The organism is Stenotrophomonas sp. 05L413, from assembly GCF_056397945.1.
In genome coordinates this window covers 25,431-40,418 of the sequence record NZ_JBFTOL010000010.1, presented here as the reverse complement: position 1 = coordinate 40,418, position 14,988 = coordinate 25,431, and the positions used below count along the sequence as shown (strand labels likewise).

The 14,988-nt window shown below is 67.9% G+C and carries 14 protein-coding genes; all 14 read right to left on the bottom strand.

The genetic code is table 11. The features are described 5' to 3' along the window. Positions 1-2,012 (bottom strand): methyl-accepting chemotaxis protein (locus AC1DIQ_RS18615; protein WP_478050572.1); only part of this gene is annotated, 2,012 nt, incomplete at its 3' end. A 392-nt stretch (positions 2,013-2,404) separates the two neighbouring features. Next, entirely contained in the window at positions 2,405-4,372 is a 1,968-nt protein-coding gene (locus AC1DIQ_RS18610) for a chemotaxis protein CheA (RefSeq protein ID WP_282259418.1), read from the bottom strand. A 45-nt stretch (positions 4,373-4,417) separates the two neighbouring features. Beyond that, positions 4,418-4,783 (bottom strand): response regulator, encoded by a 366-nt coding sequence (locus AC1DIQ_RS18605; RefSeq protein ID WP_088435039.1) that lies wholly within the window; start codon positions 4,781-4,783, stop codon positions 4,418-4,420. Next, positions 4,780-5,088 (bottom strand): STAS domain-containing protein, encoded by a 309-nt coding sequence (locus tag AC1DIQ_RS18600; RefSeq protein WP_121036722.1) that lies wholly within the window; start codon positions 5,086-5,088, stop codon positions 4,780-4,782. The genes AC1DIQ_RS18605 and AC1DIQ_RS18600 overlap by 4 nt, the downstream gene beginning before the upstream one ends. Positions 5,089-5,158: 70 nt before the next feature. Continuing rightward, entirely contained in the window at positions 5,159-6,172 is a 1,014-nt protein-coding gene (locus tag AC1DIQ_RS18595) for a chemotaxis protein CheW (protein ID WP_121036723.1), read from the bottom strand. After that, positions 6,169-6,951: a ParA family protein gene (locus AC1DIQ_RS18590; RefSeq protein WP_088435041.1), complete on the bottom strand. Its 783-nt coding sequence runs from the start codon at positions 6,949-6,951 to the stop codon at positions 6,169-6,171. The genes AC1DIQ_RS18595 and AC1DIQ_RS18590 overlap by 4 nt, the downstream gene beginning before the upstream one ends. A 5-nt stretch (positions 6,952-6,956) precedes the next feature. Beyond that, entirely contained in the window at positions 6,957-7,958 is a 1,002-nt protein-coding gene (gene motD / locus AC1DIQ_RS18585) for a flagellar motor protein MotD (protein ID WP_121036724.1), read from the bottom strand. 1 nt (position 7,959) lies between these two features. After that, on the bottom strand, positions 7,960-8,700 hold the full coding sequence (locus AC1DIQ_RS18580; protein WP_121036725.1) for a flagellar motor protein: 741 nt from the start codon (positions 8,698-8,700) through the stop codon (positions 7,960-7,962). A 79-nt stretch (positions 8,701-8,779) separates the two neighbouring features. Further along, positions 8,780-10,612 (bottom strand): chemotaxis protein CheA, encoded by a 1,833-nt coding sequence (locus tag AC1DIQ_RS18575; RefSeq protein ID WP_478050571.1) that lies wholly within the window; start codon positions 10,610-10,612, stop codon positions 8,780-8,782. A gap of 5 nt (positions 10,613-10,617) precedes the next feature. Beyond that, positions 10,618-11,232 (bottom strand): protein phosphatase CheZ, encoded by a 615-nt coding sequence (locus AC1DIQ_RS18570; RefSeq protein WP_121036727.1) that lies wholly within the window; start codon positions 11,230-11,232, stop codon positions 10,618-10,620. Continuing rightward, positions 11,232-11,624 carry a chemotaxis response regulator CheY gene (gene cheY, locus AC1DIQ_RS18565; RefSeq protein WP_179459007.1) on the bottom strand — a complete coding sequence of 131 codons (393 nt, stop codon included), beginning with the start codon at positions 11,622-11,624 and terminating at the stop codon, positions 11,232-11,234. Before cheY ends, AC1DIQ_RS18570 begins: the two co-directional genes overlap by 1 nt. Positions 11,625-11,640: 16 nt before the next feature. Continuing rightward, positions 11,641-12,387 (bottom strand): RNA polymerase sigma factor FliA, encoded by a 747-nt coding sequence (locus AC1DIQ_RS18560; RefSeq protein WP_019182907.1) that lies wholly within the window; start codon positions 12,385-12,387, stop codon positions 11,641-11,643. Further along, on the bottom strand, positions 12,384-13,271 hold the full coding sequence (locus AC1DIQ_RS18555) for a MinD/ParA family ATP-binding protein (protein WP_019182906.1): 888 nt from the start codon (positions 13,269-13,271) through the stop codon (positions 12,384-12,386). The genes AC1DIQ_RS18560 and AC1DIQ_RS18555 overlap by 4 nt, the downstream gene beginning before the upstream one ends. Further along, complete coding sequence (flhF, locus tag AC1DIQ_RS18550) at positions 13,258-14,910, bottom strand: flagellar biosynthesis protein FlhF (RefSeq protein ID WP_478050570.1); 1,653 nt, start codon at positions 14,908-14,910, stop codon at positions 13,258-13,260. Before flhF ends, AC1DIQ_RS18555 begins: the two co-directional genes overlap by 14 nt. Positions 14,911-14,988: the final 78 nt, after the last annotated feature.

Genomic DNA, 14,988 nt, shown 5'->3' with positions numbered 1-14,988 from the left:
TCTTCCACCAGCGCGGCGTTCTGCTGGGTGGTCTCATCCATCTGCACCACGGTCTGGTTGACCTGCTCGATGCCGGCGGACTGCTCCTGCGAGGCCGCGGAGATCTCGGCCATGATGTCGGTCACGCGCTGCACCGAGGCGACGATCTCACCCATGGTAGCGCCGGCCTGGTTGACCAGTTGCGAGCCTTCGGCGACCTTGCCGACCGATTCGTCGATCAGGCCCTTGATCTCCTTGGCCGCGCCGGCCGAGCGCTGGGCCAGGGTGCGCACTTCGGAGGCGACGACCGCGAACCCACGACCCTGCTCACCGGCACGGGCGGCTTCCACCGCGGCGTTCAGCGCCAGGATGTTGGTCTGGAAGGCGATGCCGTCGATCACGGTGATGATGTCGGCGATGCGGCGCGAGGAGGCGTCGATCTCGTGCATGGTGCTGACCACGCGGCCCACCACATCACCGCCCTGCGACGCGACCGAGTGCGCGCCGATGGCAAGCTGGTTGGCCTGACGGGCGTGTTCGGCGTTCTGGCGCACGGTGGAGGTCAGTTCCTCCATCGAAGCCGCGGTTTCTTCCAGATTGGCGGCCTGCTGCTCGGTACGGCGCGACAGATCGTTGTTGCCCGAGGCGATCTCGCCGGCCGCGGTGCTGATGCTGGAGGACGCCTGCTGGATGCGGCCGACGATCTGGGTCAGCTGGGCGACGGTGGTGTTGGCGTCGTCGCGCATCGAGGCGAACACGCCGTGGAACTCGCCCTGCATGCGCGCGGTGAGGTCGCCGTTGGCGATGGACTGCAGCAGGTGCGAGAGCTGGGACAGATTGCCGTCGGCGACCTGCATCATCGTGTTGAGGTGCTCGATCATGACCCGGAAGTCGTGGTCGAAGCGCGTCGCATCGCCACGCTGGGTGAAGTCACCTGCAGCAGCGGCCTGGGCCAGCGACTGGATTTGGGTGTTGATCGCCAGCAGGCTCGCCTTGGCCGCATCCATTGATTCGTGCAGGATCGCGCGGGTGCCGGGCAGGCGGCGGGCGTTCGGCGAGAGGTCGCCGGCGGCGTACTGGTTCAGGACGTTGATCGCGTCCTTGATTGAATCCAGGTGCTCGAAGATCACCGTGTTGATGCCAACGGCCAGCTGGCCATACACGCCCGGAAAATCTTCCGGAATACGGTGGCTGATGTCCGGGCCGGCGTGCATTTCCACCATCTGCTGGGTCTGCTCGGAGAAGCGGCGCAGCATCACGGTCATGTCGCGGGTGGCGGTCAGCATCTTGCCGGCTTCATCCTTGCTGGTGGCCTGGATGTTGACCGACAGATCGCCACGGGCGACCGACTGGATGGCGTGCACGGCCTGGCCGAGCGGGCGGGTGATGGCGCGCGAGATCACGACGCCCATCACGGCAGCCAGCAGCGACAGCAGCACGATGCAGCCGATGATCGCGTAAACGCTGTTCTGGTGCGTGGCGTTGGCGCTCTCGATGCGGCTGGCCATCACGCCGTTGCTGAACTCACCCAGGTCCTTGAGCGCGGCGAACAGCGCACGGCGCGCCGGGCGCGATTGTTCATCGGAAATCTGCTGGGCAGTGACGCCGTCGCCGGCGGCGATGGCATCCTTGATCAGGCCGTTGGCCTTGAAGTAATCGGCGGTGCGGGCGGCAACCACTTCGTACAACTGACGTTCCTTGTCGCCGGCCGGCAGCAGCGCGTAGGCGGCCAGCTCGGCGTTGACGATCTTGCCGGTGTCGGCCATGCGCTTGTCGTAGTCGGCGACCGACTCCGGCTTGTCCAGCACGGTCAGCTGGGCCATTTCGTAGGTGCGGAACTCGCCGAGCTGCGCACGCACTTCGCCCAGGTGCTGCACGGAGGGAATGTCGTTGGTGCTCATCGCGCGCAGCTGGGCGTTGGCTTCGCCCAGGCGGAGCAGGGCGAAGCTGCCCAGGGCCAGTGTCATCAACGTGGTGAGGGTGAAGCCTACCGCCAGCTTGCGGGCGATGGGCAGGTCGTGGAACCACTTCATGATTGGAACTCCGGGCAGGGCAGTGACGCACAGCCGTGGGGTGCTGGGCGGAATCAGCGGGGATGGGAGAGAGTGGAGCGGAGGAGCGCGACGGTTGCCGTGGTCGCTACTTCGGATAGCGGCGCTGATCGACCGCAACTTGATAGTGCTGCGTCACATTTTTTTCACGTTTGCCATCACGGTTCAGCGGGCGGCGATGGTTGCTGTTGCAAGGGTTTGAGCGGGCTCGTCCGTACGCAAGCGGACGGTGGGAGGGGATGCTCGCTGCCATCGTCCGCTGATGGAGTTCACAGTTCCGCGCACCGTGATCACCGACGCCCACGCACGCCCACAAACGAACGCCGCCGCTCCCGGGGGAGCGGCGGCGTCGGGGACAGCATGCTGTAGGCGCGTTATGCGGCCTGTGGCACCTTGAGCGACCGCACCAGGCCGCCGATGTCGACGATCAGCGCGACCCGGCCGTCGCCGAGGATGGTCGCACCGGAAACCCCGCTGATACGGCGGTAGTTGTTCTCGATGTTCTTGACCACGACCTGCTGCTGGCCGACCAGTTCGTCTACTTCCAGCGCGATCTTCTGGCCGTCGCCCTCGACGACCACCACCAGCGGATCGTCCATGGCACGGCCACCGTAGCCGTAGTACTCGCTGAGCGAGAGGATCGGCAGGTATTCGCCACGCACCCGCAGCACCCGGCCTTCGCCAGCCATGGTGCGCACATCGTCGGCCTGCGGCTGCAGGGCTTCGAGCACATAGGCCAGGGGCAGGATCAACGTTTCGCCGGCCACCGAGACGGTCATGCCATCCAGGATCGCCAACGTCAGCGGCAGGCGGATCAGCACGCGGGTGCCGTTGCCGGCCTGGCTTTCCAGCTGTACTTCGCCACCCAGCGCCTGGATGTTGCGGCGGACCACATCCATGCCGACGCCACGACCGGACAGATCCGTGACGGCATCGGCGGTGGAGAAGCCCGGCTGGAAGATGAGATCCCAGACCTGCGCGTCGGTGGGGTTGTCCGGCACGCTCAGGCCGCGTTCGAGCGCCTTGGACAGGATCTTGTCGCGGTTCAGGCCGCGGCCGTCATCGCTGACTTCGATCACGATGTGGCCGCCCTGATGCGAGGCCGCCAAGGTGATCGTACCGGTTTCGTCCTTGCCCGCTTCGCGACGCACGTCCGGCATCTCCAGGCCGTGGTCGATCGAGTTGCGGACCAGGTGCACGAGCGGATCGGCGATCTTCTCGATCAGGCCCTTGTCCAGCTCGGTGCCTTCGCCGATGGTGCGCAGGCGCACGTGCTTGCCCAGGCGCGAGGACAGATCGCGGACCAGGCGCGGGAAGCGGCGGAACACCGCGTCCACCGGCAGCATGCGCACGCCGATGACCGCTTCCTGCAGATCGCGTGTATTGCGTTCCAGCAGATCCAGGCCGGTCAGCAGCTGCTCGGCCTGCGCCGGATCCAGCGCGTGCGAGACCTGCTTGAGCATGGCCTGGGTGATGACCAGTTCGCCGACCAGATTGATCAGCGCATCGACCTTGTCCACGCTGACGCGGATCGAGGTCTCGGCTTCATGAGCGGCGGCGGGCGGTGCGGCCGCAGCCGCGGGGGCGACGACGGCGGGTTTGGCCTCGACCGGCGCGCTGGTGGCCAGGCTCGGCGGTGCGGCCGGACGGATGTCCAGTTCGCAGTCGTCCACGACCCAGGCGAAGGTATCTTCGATCTTGCTGCGCGGTACCTTGCCGACCAGGCCGAGGTCCCACGCCAGGTGCGCTTCGAGCGGATCGAGCTGGTCGAAGCCGGGCAGGCGATCCAGGCGTGCGGCGACCTGCAGCGAGCCCAGGTGCTCGAGCTCGCGGATGATGCGCAGCGGGTCGTTGCCGCTCATGAACAGCGACGGCGCCGGCACGAAACCGATCTGCCACGCCTCCGGGGTGTCATCGACCTTGGCGGCGGCGACCGGTGCCGCAGCAGCGGCCTGGCCGGACAGCACCGCTTCCAGGCGCGCCTTGACCTCGGCGACCGCGTGCGGATCTGCGGCCTGGCCGTGTTCGGCTTCGCGCAGCAGGGCGCGCAGCACGTCCACCGACGCCAGCATCGCATCAACCGCGGCCGGCTCCAGCGCCCGCTTGCCGGCACGCAGTTCGTCCAGCAGCGTTTCCAGTACGTGGGTCAACGCGGCGATCGCGTCGAAGCCGAAGGTGCCGGCGCCGCCCTTGATCGAATGCGCGGCACGGAACACCGAGTTGATGATCTCCGGGTCCTGCTGGCCCGATTCGAGCGCCAGCAGGCCAGCTTCCATCGCATCCAGCCCCTCGCGGCTTTCTTCGAAGAAGGTGGCGTGGAAACGTTGCAGATCCATGCTCATGGTGCGGGGTGTCCAGGTGCGAGGGGAGGGAAGGGTGAAGCGGGATCAGCCCAGGACTTTCTGGACGGTGGCGACCAGCTGTTCCGGGTTGAACGGCTTGACCAGCCAGCCGGTCGCGCCGGCGGCCTTGCCTTCGGACTTCTTGTCCGCGGCCGATTCGGTGGTCAGCATCAGCATCGGCGTGAACTTGTAGTCCGGCAGCTGGCGCAGCTCACGGATCAGCGCGATGCCATCCATGTTGGGCATGTTGACGTCGGTGACCACCGCGTTGAAGCGTTGGCCCTTGGCACGACCGAGGGCGACCGCGCCGTCTTCGGCTTCCTCGACGGAAAAGCCGGCCGAGGTGAGGGCGAAAGAGACCATCTGGCGCATCGACGCCGAATCGTCCACCACCAAGATACGTGCGCTCATGCAGCGTTCTCCACAGATTTCAGGTTGTCATGGGGTGCATCCAGGCCGAGGGCCTGGGTGACGCCGAGCAGACGCGCGGCATCACGGAAGGTTGCGGTGCAACCGTGGAATCCGGTGGGATGCCCGGCCTTGCGGCGGGCCTCGACGAATGCGCACAGCACCTGCACCGAGGCGGTATGGATACGGCCGACCTGGCTGGCATCCAGCGTCAGATCGCCGGCCTGATCCACCAGGGGGGCCAAACGTGTTTTCAGCTCGGTGCTGGTCTCGATGCCGAGATCATCACCCAGGGCCACAGTGCTCATCATTGCTCCGGACAAACGGTTCCGTGGTCTATAACGGCAATAACCCGGGAAGCTTTAGCCGTTCCGGCGGTCAGTTCAGCAGCTGCGTCGCATCCAGCAGGATCATCGGCTGGGCGCCACCGCGGGCCACGCCGCGGAAGAGGTCGTTGGAGATCTGGCAGATGCGGGCGGTATCGGGGGGCTCGATCTGCGAATCGGTGAGGTTGGCGACATCCTCCACGGCCGAGACGCGCAGGCCCATGGTCTCGCCGTTCTCTTCCAGCACCACGATGCGGGTATTGGCGTCGTTACCGGCGGCGCTGCTGCCCAGGTGGATGCCCAGGTCCATCACCGGCACCACCTGGCCGCGCAGGTTCATGATGCCCAGCATTGCCGGCGAGGTGCCGCGCAGCGGCAGCAACGGCACCGGCAGGACCACTTCCTGGACCTTGAGCAGTTCCAGCGCGTAGGCCTGGGCGCCGCAGCGCAGGCGCAGCCAGCGGGAGGTGCGTTCGCTGGCGCGACGGTTCTCGCGCGGGCTGGAGGCCGGGTCACGTGCCTGGCGTTGTAGTTCCTCCCAGCTGCCGGGGCGGCTCTGTGCCAGCGAAGGGCTGCCGGCGCGGACGCTGGTGGCGGCCGGCATCGGCGGCATCGGCGTCATGGAGGGCATCGGCCGGGCGATCGGTGCGCGGGCGCTTGGCACCGCCGCGATCGGTGCCGGGGCGGGGGCTGTTGCGGGCGCGTCGGCACCTGTGGCCACGGGATCTATTTCGTAGACGACCTCGGGCGGCAGGTCGTCCCAGCTGGGGCGGGCTTCGTCCACGGGTGCAGGCATCGCGCCGCTGAGGAGGGGGTCGTTGCGCAGTTCATCGAGCAGGTCGTCGAAGCCCGGCGCGACAGCAATTGATTCGGCCGCCGAAGCTGCTTCGGTGACGCCCACGTCGACGGTGGCAGACCCGGCGTCCACTGCTTCGATGGCTTCGGTTGCGGCGAGAGCATCCACCACCTCGGCCACTGCGACCGGCACCGGCGCCTCTGTCGGCGCCGGCATCGCGTCGCCGAGCAGCTGCTCCAGGTAGTCGTCCAGGACGCCGGCGGTGTTCATGCCGCGCGCTCCATCTGCTGCGCATCGTCGGCCAGGATCCATTCCAGGGCGCGGCGGTAGGCGGCCAGGCCACGCCCGGGGTAGTCCTCCGATTGCGGTGGCACGGTGAGGCTGGCGGCGTTGCAGATCCGGGTGTCGACCGGGATCGCGTCTTCCCAGACGCGGTGGCCGTGCTTGTCCTGCATCAGCTTGACGGTTTCGTTGCCAGCGCGGGTGCGCCGGTCGAACAGGGTCGGCAGGATCGACATCGGCAGCGGGCGGCGGCGCGAGCGCTCGACCATTTCGCCGGTGCGGACCATGCCATCCAGGCCGTGCAGGGCCAGCGGCTCGGCCTGGGTGGGGATGATCAGGCGGTCGGCTGCGGCCAGTGCGTTGATCATCAACAGGCCCAGGGTGGGCGCGCAGTCGAGCAGGATGTAATCGTGCTGTCCCTGATGGCGGCCCAACGCATTCTGCAGGGCCAGGCCGAGGCCGGGCTGGTTCGCGCTGCGGCGCTCCAGCGTGGCCAGCGCGGCCTGCGCGCAGACGTAGTCCAAGCCCGGGATGTCGCTGTGGTGGGCGAGGGTGGAGAGCTCGGCCGGTGGCGCGGCGAACAGTTCCAGCACGCCCTGCGGCGGCGGATCCAGCGGCACGCCGAAGGCGCGGGTCAGCGACGAATGCGGATCCAGATCGATCAACAGCACGCGGTGGCCCTGCGTAGCCAAGCCGCGGCCGAGCGCGAGCGTTGTGGTGGTCTTGCCCACCCCGCCTTTCTGATTGGCAACAGCCCAGATACGCATGCGGTTCACTCCTTCATTGCGGGCGGAACGGCGGCGCCAACGCGGCTGCCGGCCGGCACCGGTGGCAACTGCACCGGTGCGATGGGGGTAACAGGGGTGCTGGCGGCCGGTGCCTTGGCCGCATCGGCGGCGTCGGCATCGGCGCTGAGCCGGTCGGTGATCGGATCGATGCTCTGCGCGGTATCGGCCAGGATGATCACCATCACCCGCCGGTTGCGGTTGCGGCCTTCGGCGCTGGCATTGTCTTCGCGCGGGCGGAACTGGCCATAGCCAACCATCGCCAGCCGTGCCGGCTGCAGGCCCTGATCGGCGAACAGGTGCACCACGCTGGCCGCGCGCCCAGCCGACAGCTCCCAGTTGGAGGGGAACAGCGAGGTGGCGATCGGGATGTTGTCGGTGTGGCCTTCCACGCGCACGCCGTTGGGTGCATCACGCAGCACTACGGCCAGCTTGGAGAGGGTGTCGCGCGCGTGCACATCCAGCGTGGCCGAGCCGGTCGGGAACAGGATGTCGCTGTTGATCTCCACTTCGATCCACAGCTCGGTGCGACGCACGGTGATCATGCCGCGTTCGATCAGCGGCGCCAGCGTGGCGGTGAGCTTGTCGGCGATGCCGTTGAGCTGGCGCTCGGCGCGCTGCAGCTGTTCCTGGTTGCGGATCGAGACCGGCATGCGCATCTGCGAGGCCATCGCCGGCAGCAGGGTCGGGTCGTTGCTGGGGGCGGGGGCGGAGGGGCCGATCTTGGTCCCGGCCCTGATCACCGAGGGGCTGTCCCAGCCGCCCCCCTGGACCTGCTGGTTGCCGACCTGCACCGGGTTGATGGTGCGCGGCGCGCCACCGAAGGCGGTGGTCAGCGCGTCGGCCATGATCCGGTATTTGCCCTCGTTGAGCGAGGAGATGGCGTACATCACCACGAAGAAGGCGAGCAGCAGCGTCATGAGGTCGGCGTAAGGGATCGCCCAGGCCTCATGGTTGGCATGTTCTTCGTGGTGCTTGCGGCGGGCCATGTCAGTGCAGGAACCCGGACAGGTTGGTTTCGATGTTGCGCGGGTTCTCACCCTGGGCGATGGAGATCAGCCCTTCGATGATCATTTCGCGGTCGCGGCTGTTGTGGTGGATCACGCTCTTGAGCTTGGCCGAGACCGGCAGGAACAGCAGGTTGGCCGAGGCGATGCCGTAGATGGTGGCGGTGAACGCCGCCGCGATGCCGTGGCCGAGCTTGCTCGGGTCGGCAAGATTCTTCATCACCGCGATCAGGCCGAGCACCGCGCCGATGATGCCCAGCGTCGGCGCATAGATGCCCATGCCCTCGAACACTTTGGACGCGGCCAGGTCCTGGCTCTCCTGGCTGCTCAGCTCGATCTCCATCATGTGCCGGATGGTCTCCGGCTCCACGCCGTCCACCAGCAACTGCAGCCCCTTGCGCAGGAACGGATCGTCCTGGGCGTCGACCTGCGCTTCCAGACCGAGCAGGCCCTGGCGGCGGGCGATGTTGCTCCACTCCACGATCTGCTGGATCAGGTGGCGGCGGTCGCTGCTCGGCGGCAGGATCACCCACTTCACGATCTTGAAGGCGTGCTTGAACACGGCCGGCGAGGTATGCAGCAGGATCGAGGCGATGGTACCGACGATGACGATCACGAAGGCGGCCGGCGACCACAGCGACGCCAGACCGGCCCCCTTGAGGATGCTGCCGCCGACCAGTGAGGCCAACGCGAGGAAAAGTCCAATGAGGCTGAGTCTGTCCATGGGTCCGTTATCGGCTTGTGTGAATGGGACTTGAGACGCCGAAGGAATCCAGTGATGCGGCGGTCACACTTTCACGCGGTCAATCGTGGTGGGTACGCAGCCCGTCCACGTCCAGGATCAGCGCCATGCGGCCGTCACCGATGAGGGTGGCGCCGGCATAGCCACGCAACCCGCGCAGGGCTTTCGGAAGCGGCTTGATCACGACCTCCTCGCGGCCGCGCACCTGGTCCACCACCAGGCCGAAGCGGGCTTCACCGGCCTGCAGTACGACGATGGTCAGCAGCGAGGACGGCATCGGCTCGACATCGAGCCAGTGGCGCAGATCGACCAGCGCCAGCGTGTGCGATTTGCGGTCCAGCACGGCGCGGCCGTCGAACCAGCCCAGGGAGGTGTTGGGGGCATGCAGCACCTCCATCACGCGGGCCAGGGGCAGGGCGTAGACGTCTTCGCCGGCCTGCACCAGCAGGGTCGGCAGGATCGCCAGGGTCAGCGGCACGCGGATCATGAAGCGGCTGCCGCGGCCCAGCTCGGATTGGATCTGGATCTGGCCGCTGAGCTCGCGGATGCGGGACTGGACCACGTCCATGCCCACGCCGCGGCCGGAGATGTCGGTGACCTGCTGCTTGGTCGAGAAACCGGGCAGGAACACCAGGTGCAGGCATTCCTCGCTGCTCAGGCGGGCAGCGGCTTCCGGATCGATCAAGCCCTTCTCGCGTGCCTTCTGGCGCAGGCGTTCGGGGTCGATACCCGCGCCGTCGTCCTGCACTTCGATGCTGACGTAGTCGCCTTCCTGCTGCGCGGACAGGCGCACGTGGCCACTGCGCGGCTTGCCCTGGGCCTCGCGCAGGTCCGGCATTTCCACGCCGTGGTCGATCGCGTTGCGGACCAGATGGACCAGAGGATCGGCCAGCGCTTCGACCAGGTTGCGGTCCAGCTCGGTTTCCGCACCGATCAGCTCAAGTTCGACCTCCTTCTTCAGCGAGCGCGCGACATCGCGCGCCACCTTGGGGAAGCGCGAGAACACCTTGCCGACCGGCTGCATGCGGGTGCGCATGACCGCCGACTGCAGGCGGGCGGTGGCGATGTCCAACGTGGAGACCGCACGGTCGAGCTCTTCATCGTGCAGGCGCGCACGCAGGGTCTTGAGCCGGTTGCGTGAGAGCACCAGCTCGCCGATCAGGTTGACGATCGCATCCAGGCGCTTGGTGTCCACGCGCACGGTGTGTTCGGCTTCGGCGACCGGTTTGGCCGGGGCCAGCTTGGCGCCCGGTGCGGCCGGCGCAGCCACGGCGCGCGGTGCAGCCACCGGCGCGGCGGCACCGGCCTTGGCGCCGGGAACAGCGCCACCGTGCAGCTGGTCCAGCAGGGCTTCGAACTCGTCCTCGCCGATCAGGCCGTCATCTTTCTTCGGGGCCGCGATGGCGGTCGGTGCGGCACCGCCATGCAACTGGTCGAGCAGCGCCTCGAACTCATCATCGGTGATCATCTCGCCGCCGCTGGCCGTGGTGGCAGCCGCCGGCGCCGGCGTGGCCGGCCCGCTGACGTCGAACTGGGCGATCAGCTCCGGCGGGGCGTAGCCCGGCTCGGTCCCGGCCGAGACCGAATCCAGCATCGACTGCAGGTAATCCAGCGATTGCTGGGCCGCATCGAAGTGGTGGGCCTGCAGCGTGGCCTGGCCGGAGCGGGCCATGCCGAGGGTTTCCTCGGCGGCGTGGCACAGCTCGACCATCGCCTGGATGCCGAGGAAGCCGGCACCGCCCTTGAGCGTGTGGAAGCCACGGAACACGGCGTTGAGCTGGTCGGCATCCTGGGGCGCCTGCTCCAGCGACACCAGCTGTTCGCCGAGGCGATCCAGGATTTCCTGGGCCTCGAGGATGAAGTCGGCAGCGATATCGTCTGGCACAGCACTCATGATCGTTACAGTCCCAGGTCCGAGAGCAGGTCGTCGGCGTCGTTCTGTGACACCGCATGGCGATCCAGGCCCTTCAGGGCCGGGCCGGCCAGGCCGTTGTTGTCGCGCTTGTTCTCGTCTTCCTGCGGGGGCAGGCCGAGCGCACCGAAGCCCTCATGCACGCGACGCACGATCCCGACCACGCGGCGGATGATCTGCCCGGTCAGGTCCTGGTAGCTCTGGGTCAGCGCGATTTCGGTGAGGTTGTGGCGGATCCGGTCCAGTTGCTGGCCCTGGTCGGGCGTCAACCCGTTGGCGCGCAGCTGTTCGGTGAGCGAGCGACATTCTTCGGCCAGGTCCAGCGTGCGGTGGGTGGCCTGTTCGGTCATCGCCACCACGTGGTCCAGGCGCGCGCAGGCGTCATCCAGCTCGCCGGCTTCGCTGGGCAGGCTGGGCAGTTCGCCCAAGGCCTGGCCGAGCTCGCGGGCCAGGCGGTTCAGGCCGGCCATCATCGGCTGCGTGCGCAGCGCGGCGAGGGCGTCGATTTCCCGGCGCCAACCGGCTTCGTCACCGCTTTCCAGCGCGGCCAGGGCATCCTGCAGGCGCTGCACCAGCGCGGATTTGTCGCTCAGGGTTTCCATCAGGCGCTCGCCGCCAGGCGTTCGAAGATCTTGCCGAGCTTTTCTTCCAGGGTCTGGGCGGTGAACGGCTTGATGATGTACCCGTTCACGCCGGCCTGCGCCGCTTCAATGATCTGCTCGCGCTTGGCTTCCGCGGTCACCATCAGCACCGGCAGCGTCTTGAGCTTGGCGTCGGCACGCACGGCCTTGAGCAGGTCGATGCCGGTCATGACCGGCATGTTCCAGTCGGTGACCACGAAATCGAACGGCTGGCTCTGCAACAGCGCCAGCGCGGCATGCCCGTCCTCGGCTTCGGCCGTATTGGTGAAGCCCAGATCGCCCAGCAGGTTCTTGACGATACGACGCATGGTCGAGAAGTCGTCGACGATCAGGATACGCATGTTCTTGTTCAAAGCACTTTCCTCGATTTCAATGGTTCTCGAGGCCGGCGTCTGCCGCCTCGAAGATCTTCAGCCGGCCCCGCAGGCGCAGCACGGCCTGGCCATGGATCTGGCACACGCGCGATTCGCTGACACCCAACACGGCGCCGATCTCTTTCAGGTTCAGTTCCTGCTCGTAGTACAGCGACAGCACCAGCTGTTCGCGCTCGGGCAGCAGGCCGATCGCGTTGCCCAGCTCACGCCCGAACTCGCCGCGTTCCAGCACCTGCTGCGGGGTCGGGCCGCCCTGGGCGACGGTGTCCAGCTCGCCCTGGTCCTCGATCCGCGATTCCAGGCTCAGCACCTGGCCCCGCGAGGCGTCTTCCATCAGGCGCAGGTAATCCGGCAGCGGCATGTCCATCGCGGCGGCCACTTCGGTGGCGCTGGCGGCACGGCCGGTGCTCTGCTCCAGGCGACGGATGGTCGCGGCGGCATCCCGGGCGCGGCGGTGCACCGAGCGCGGCACCCAGTCGCCACGGCGGATTTCATCGATCATCGAACCGCGGATGCGGATCGAGGCGTAGGTTTCGAACGAGGCGCCCTGGTCGGCGTCGTAGCTGCGCGAGGCCTCGATCAGGCCCATCATGCCGGCCTGGATCAGGTCGTCGACCTCCACGCTGGCTGGCAGACGTGCTGCCAGATGATGGGCGATGCGGCGGACCAGATCCGAGTGCTGGGCAATGCACTCGTTGGCCGCGGTCCGCTGGACTTCTTTGTATTGTGCTGCGCCCTTCATACCGTCACCCCGCGTTGCTTGAGGATGCGTTCCAGGAAGAATTCGACCCCGCCACGCGGCTCGGTCGGGGCCTGCCAGCGGGCGGTGCGGCGCGCGATCTCGGTCAGCGCCAGGGCGGCCGGGCTGGACGGGTAGGCCTTCACCACCGGCTGCTGGCGCTGCACCGACAGGCGCAGCCAGTCATCCTGCGGCACGCAGCCCAGGTAGTTCAGCGAGACATCGGCGAGGAACTTCTCGCAGACGCGGCTCAGCTTTTCGTACAGCACGCGGCCTTCGTTCGGGTCGCGCACCATGTTGGCCACCACCTGGATCCGGTCCACGCCGCGCTCGCGCGAGAGGACCTTGATCAGCGCGTAGGCGTCGGTGATCGAGGCCGGCTCATCGCAGACCACCACCACGGTGTCCTGTGCGGCCTGGCAGAAGGTCAGCACGCCATCGGTGATGCCGGCGGCGGTATCCACGATCATGATGTCCAGCTCGCGCTCGAGCTCGGAGAACACGTTGACCAGGCCGACGTGCTCGGCCGGCTGCAGCTCGGCCATGTGGCGGCGACCGGAGGCGGCCGGGACCACCAGCACGCCGCCGGGGCCTTCCATGATCACTTCTTCCAGCGTGCAGCGCCCGGCGACGAGGTCGGCCAGGGTCACCTTCGGCTGCAGGCCGAGGATCACGTCGATGTTGGCCAGGCCGAGGTCGGCATCCAGCAGCAGCGTGCGCTTGCCCATGTCCGCCAGCGCCACGGCCAGATTGGCCGAAACGTTCGTTTTGCCCACGCCGCCCTTGCCGCCGGTGACGGCGATGGTGCGGACCGGGCCCAGCGGCTGGCTTCGGGTAGCCGACAACGGGAAGGTCTTGGTCAGCTTGGCGTACTCACGCGACGGCATGGTTCAACTCCGGGTTGCAGGGCATATCGGCCGCGCGGCGCAAATCTTCAAGGCGAAGTGCAAGATTGGCCGCACTGGCACGGTGCAGGTCTTCAGGAACGTCCTGGCCATCGGTGACCCAGGTGATCGGCAGGCGGTGATCCACGGCCACCGACAGGGCGGTACCGAAGCGGCCGGTTTCGTCCAGCTTGCTCAGCACCACGCCCTGCGGGTTGGCGGCGCTGAAGCGGCGGACCACCTCGTCCATGTCGCCGAAGCTGGTGTTGGCCGGCAGCACCAGCAGGGTGCGGATCTGCTCGGCGGCACGCAGCCACTGCAGCTGGGCCGCCAGGGCGCGGTCGCGCGGGCCCAGGCCGGCGGTGTCGATCAGGACCAGCTTGTAGTCCTTCAGGCGTTCCAGCAGCTGGTTCAGATCGCTGCCGCTGCTGGCCTCGTGGACGGCGATGCCGAGCTGGCGGCCGAAGCCGTACAGCTGCTCGCGGGCGCCGATGCGGCCGGTATCGGTGGTGACCAGGGCGACATCGCGGGCGGCATGCGCCTCGGCGAAACGCGAGGCCAGCTTGGCGATGGTGGTGGTCTTGCCGGCGCCGGTGGGGCCGACCAGGGCGATCACGCCGCCGGCTTCCAGCGGATCGACCGGGGCGATCGGCAGCTTCTTGGAGAGCAGGCCGAGCATCAGGCCGCGGCCACGGTGGGCCTCGGTATCCAGCGGAATCTGCATGGCCACGTCGCGGCTGATGCCGGCGTCGAAGCCGTATTCGTCCATCAGGTCCAGTGCGGCGGCGCGCACCGGCGAGCCGCGCAGGCGCTCATCGGTGAAGCGGTGCATCTCGCGCTCGATGACATGGCGCATGCCGGCCACTTCATGGCGCAGCTGGCGGATTTCTTCGTCATCGCGCTGGATGACCGTCAGTTCCGGCACGCTGGCCACGACCGGTGCCGGTTCATTGGCGGCGGCGATGACGGTCTCGGCGATCGGCAACGGGAGGGCCGGCGGCAGGGCAGCAGCGACGATCGGCAAGGGCGCGAGCGCAGCGGCGACCGGCAGCACGGTCTCGTCCGTCTCCTCCAGTGGCGGATCGATCACGAAGCGGGCGCGGTTGATCGGGGCGGGTGCGGCGATGGCCTCTACCGGTGCGGCAGGCGAGGCGGCGGCGGCCTGCTCGACGTTGAACGGCGCGAAGATCTGCTCCGGCAGCGACGGTTCATTGACGGCAGGGCTGACGCTGGCGCGGGCCAGGGTGGCAGCGAAACCGTCGCTGCCCGGCGGCGGCACGATTTCGTTGGCGGTATCCAGGGTGCGACCGGTCGCGCCGACGGCGGCGCGGGCCAGTGCGGCCACGGCCGAGGTGGTTGCGGCCACCGGCTCGGGCGTGGCGACCGGGGCCTTGCGGCGGGTCACCGCGGCAATCACGGCATCGGCGGCGCTGCGCGGGCGCGGTGCCGGCGGCGCGACATCCTTGCGGGCCGCTTCCAGCGCACGCTGCACGGCGCTTTCGTCGTAGTTGGCCGCCGCCACGATTTCGACACCTTCGGCGATCCGGCGGTTGGACAGGATCACTGCGTCCGGCCCGTGTTCCTTGCGCACCAGGTTCATGGCCGAGCGCATATCGGAGGCGACGAAGCGTTTGATTTTCATGCTGTGGTACCGGGACTGGGGCGGCGGAGTGGTGGAAGGGAAACGCTGGTTGTCGGTGGTCTGCACGGTCAGGGAGTC

Coding starts and splice junctions, on each gene's coding strand:
- AC1DIQ_RS18560 (WP_019182907.1), bottom strand. CDS start 12,387: ATGAAGGGCGCAGCACAATACAAAGAAGTCCAGCGGACCGCGGCCAAC.
- AC1DIQ_RS18595 (WP_121036723.1), bottom strand. CDS start 6,172: ATGAACACCGCCGGCGTCCTGGACGACTACCTGGAGCAGCTGCTCGGC.
- AC1DIQ_RS18590 (WP_088435041.1), bottom strand. CDS start 6,951: ATGCGTATCTGGGCTGTTGCCAATCAGAAAGGCGGGGTGGGCAAGACC.
- flhF (WP_478050570.1), bottom strand. CDS start 14,910: ATGAAAATCAAACGCTTCGTCGCCTCCGATATGCGCTCGGCCATGAAC.
- AC1DIQ_RS18600 (WP_121036722.1), bottom strand. CDS start 5,088: ATGAGCACTGTGGCCCTGGGTGATGATCTCGGCATCGAGACCAGCACC.
- AC1DIQ_RS18580 (WP_121036725.1), bottom strand. CDS start 8,700: ATGGACAGACTCAGCCTCATTGGACTTTTCCTCGCGTTGGCCTCACTG.
- AC1DIQ_RS18570 (WP_121036727.1), bottom strand. CDS start 11,232: ATGGAAACCCTGAGCGACAAATCCGCGCTGGTGCAGCGCCTGCAGGAT.
- AC1DIQ_RS18575 (WP_478050571.1), bottom strand. CDS start 10,612: ATGAGTGCTGTGCCAGACGATATCGCTGCCGACTTCATCCTCGAGGCC.
- AC1DIQ_RS18610 (WP_282259418.1), bottom strand. CDS start 4,372: ATGAGCATGGATCTGCAACGTTTCCACGCCACCTTCTTCGAAGAAAGC.
- motD (WP_121036724.1), bottom strand. CDS start 7,958: ATGGCCCGCCGCAAGCACCACGAAGAACATGCCAACCATGAGGCCTGG.
- AC1DIQ_RS18605 (WP_088435039.1), bottom strand. CDS start 4,783: ATGAGCGCACGTATCTTGGTGGTGGACGATTCGGCGTCGATGCGCCAG.
- AC1DIQ_RS18555 (WP_019182906.1), bottom strand. CDS start 13,271: ATGCCGTCGCGTGAGTACGCCAAGCTGACCAAGACCTTCCCGTTGTCG.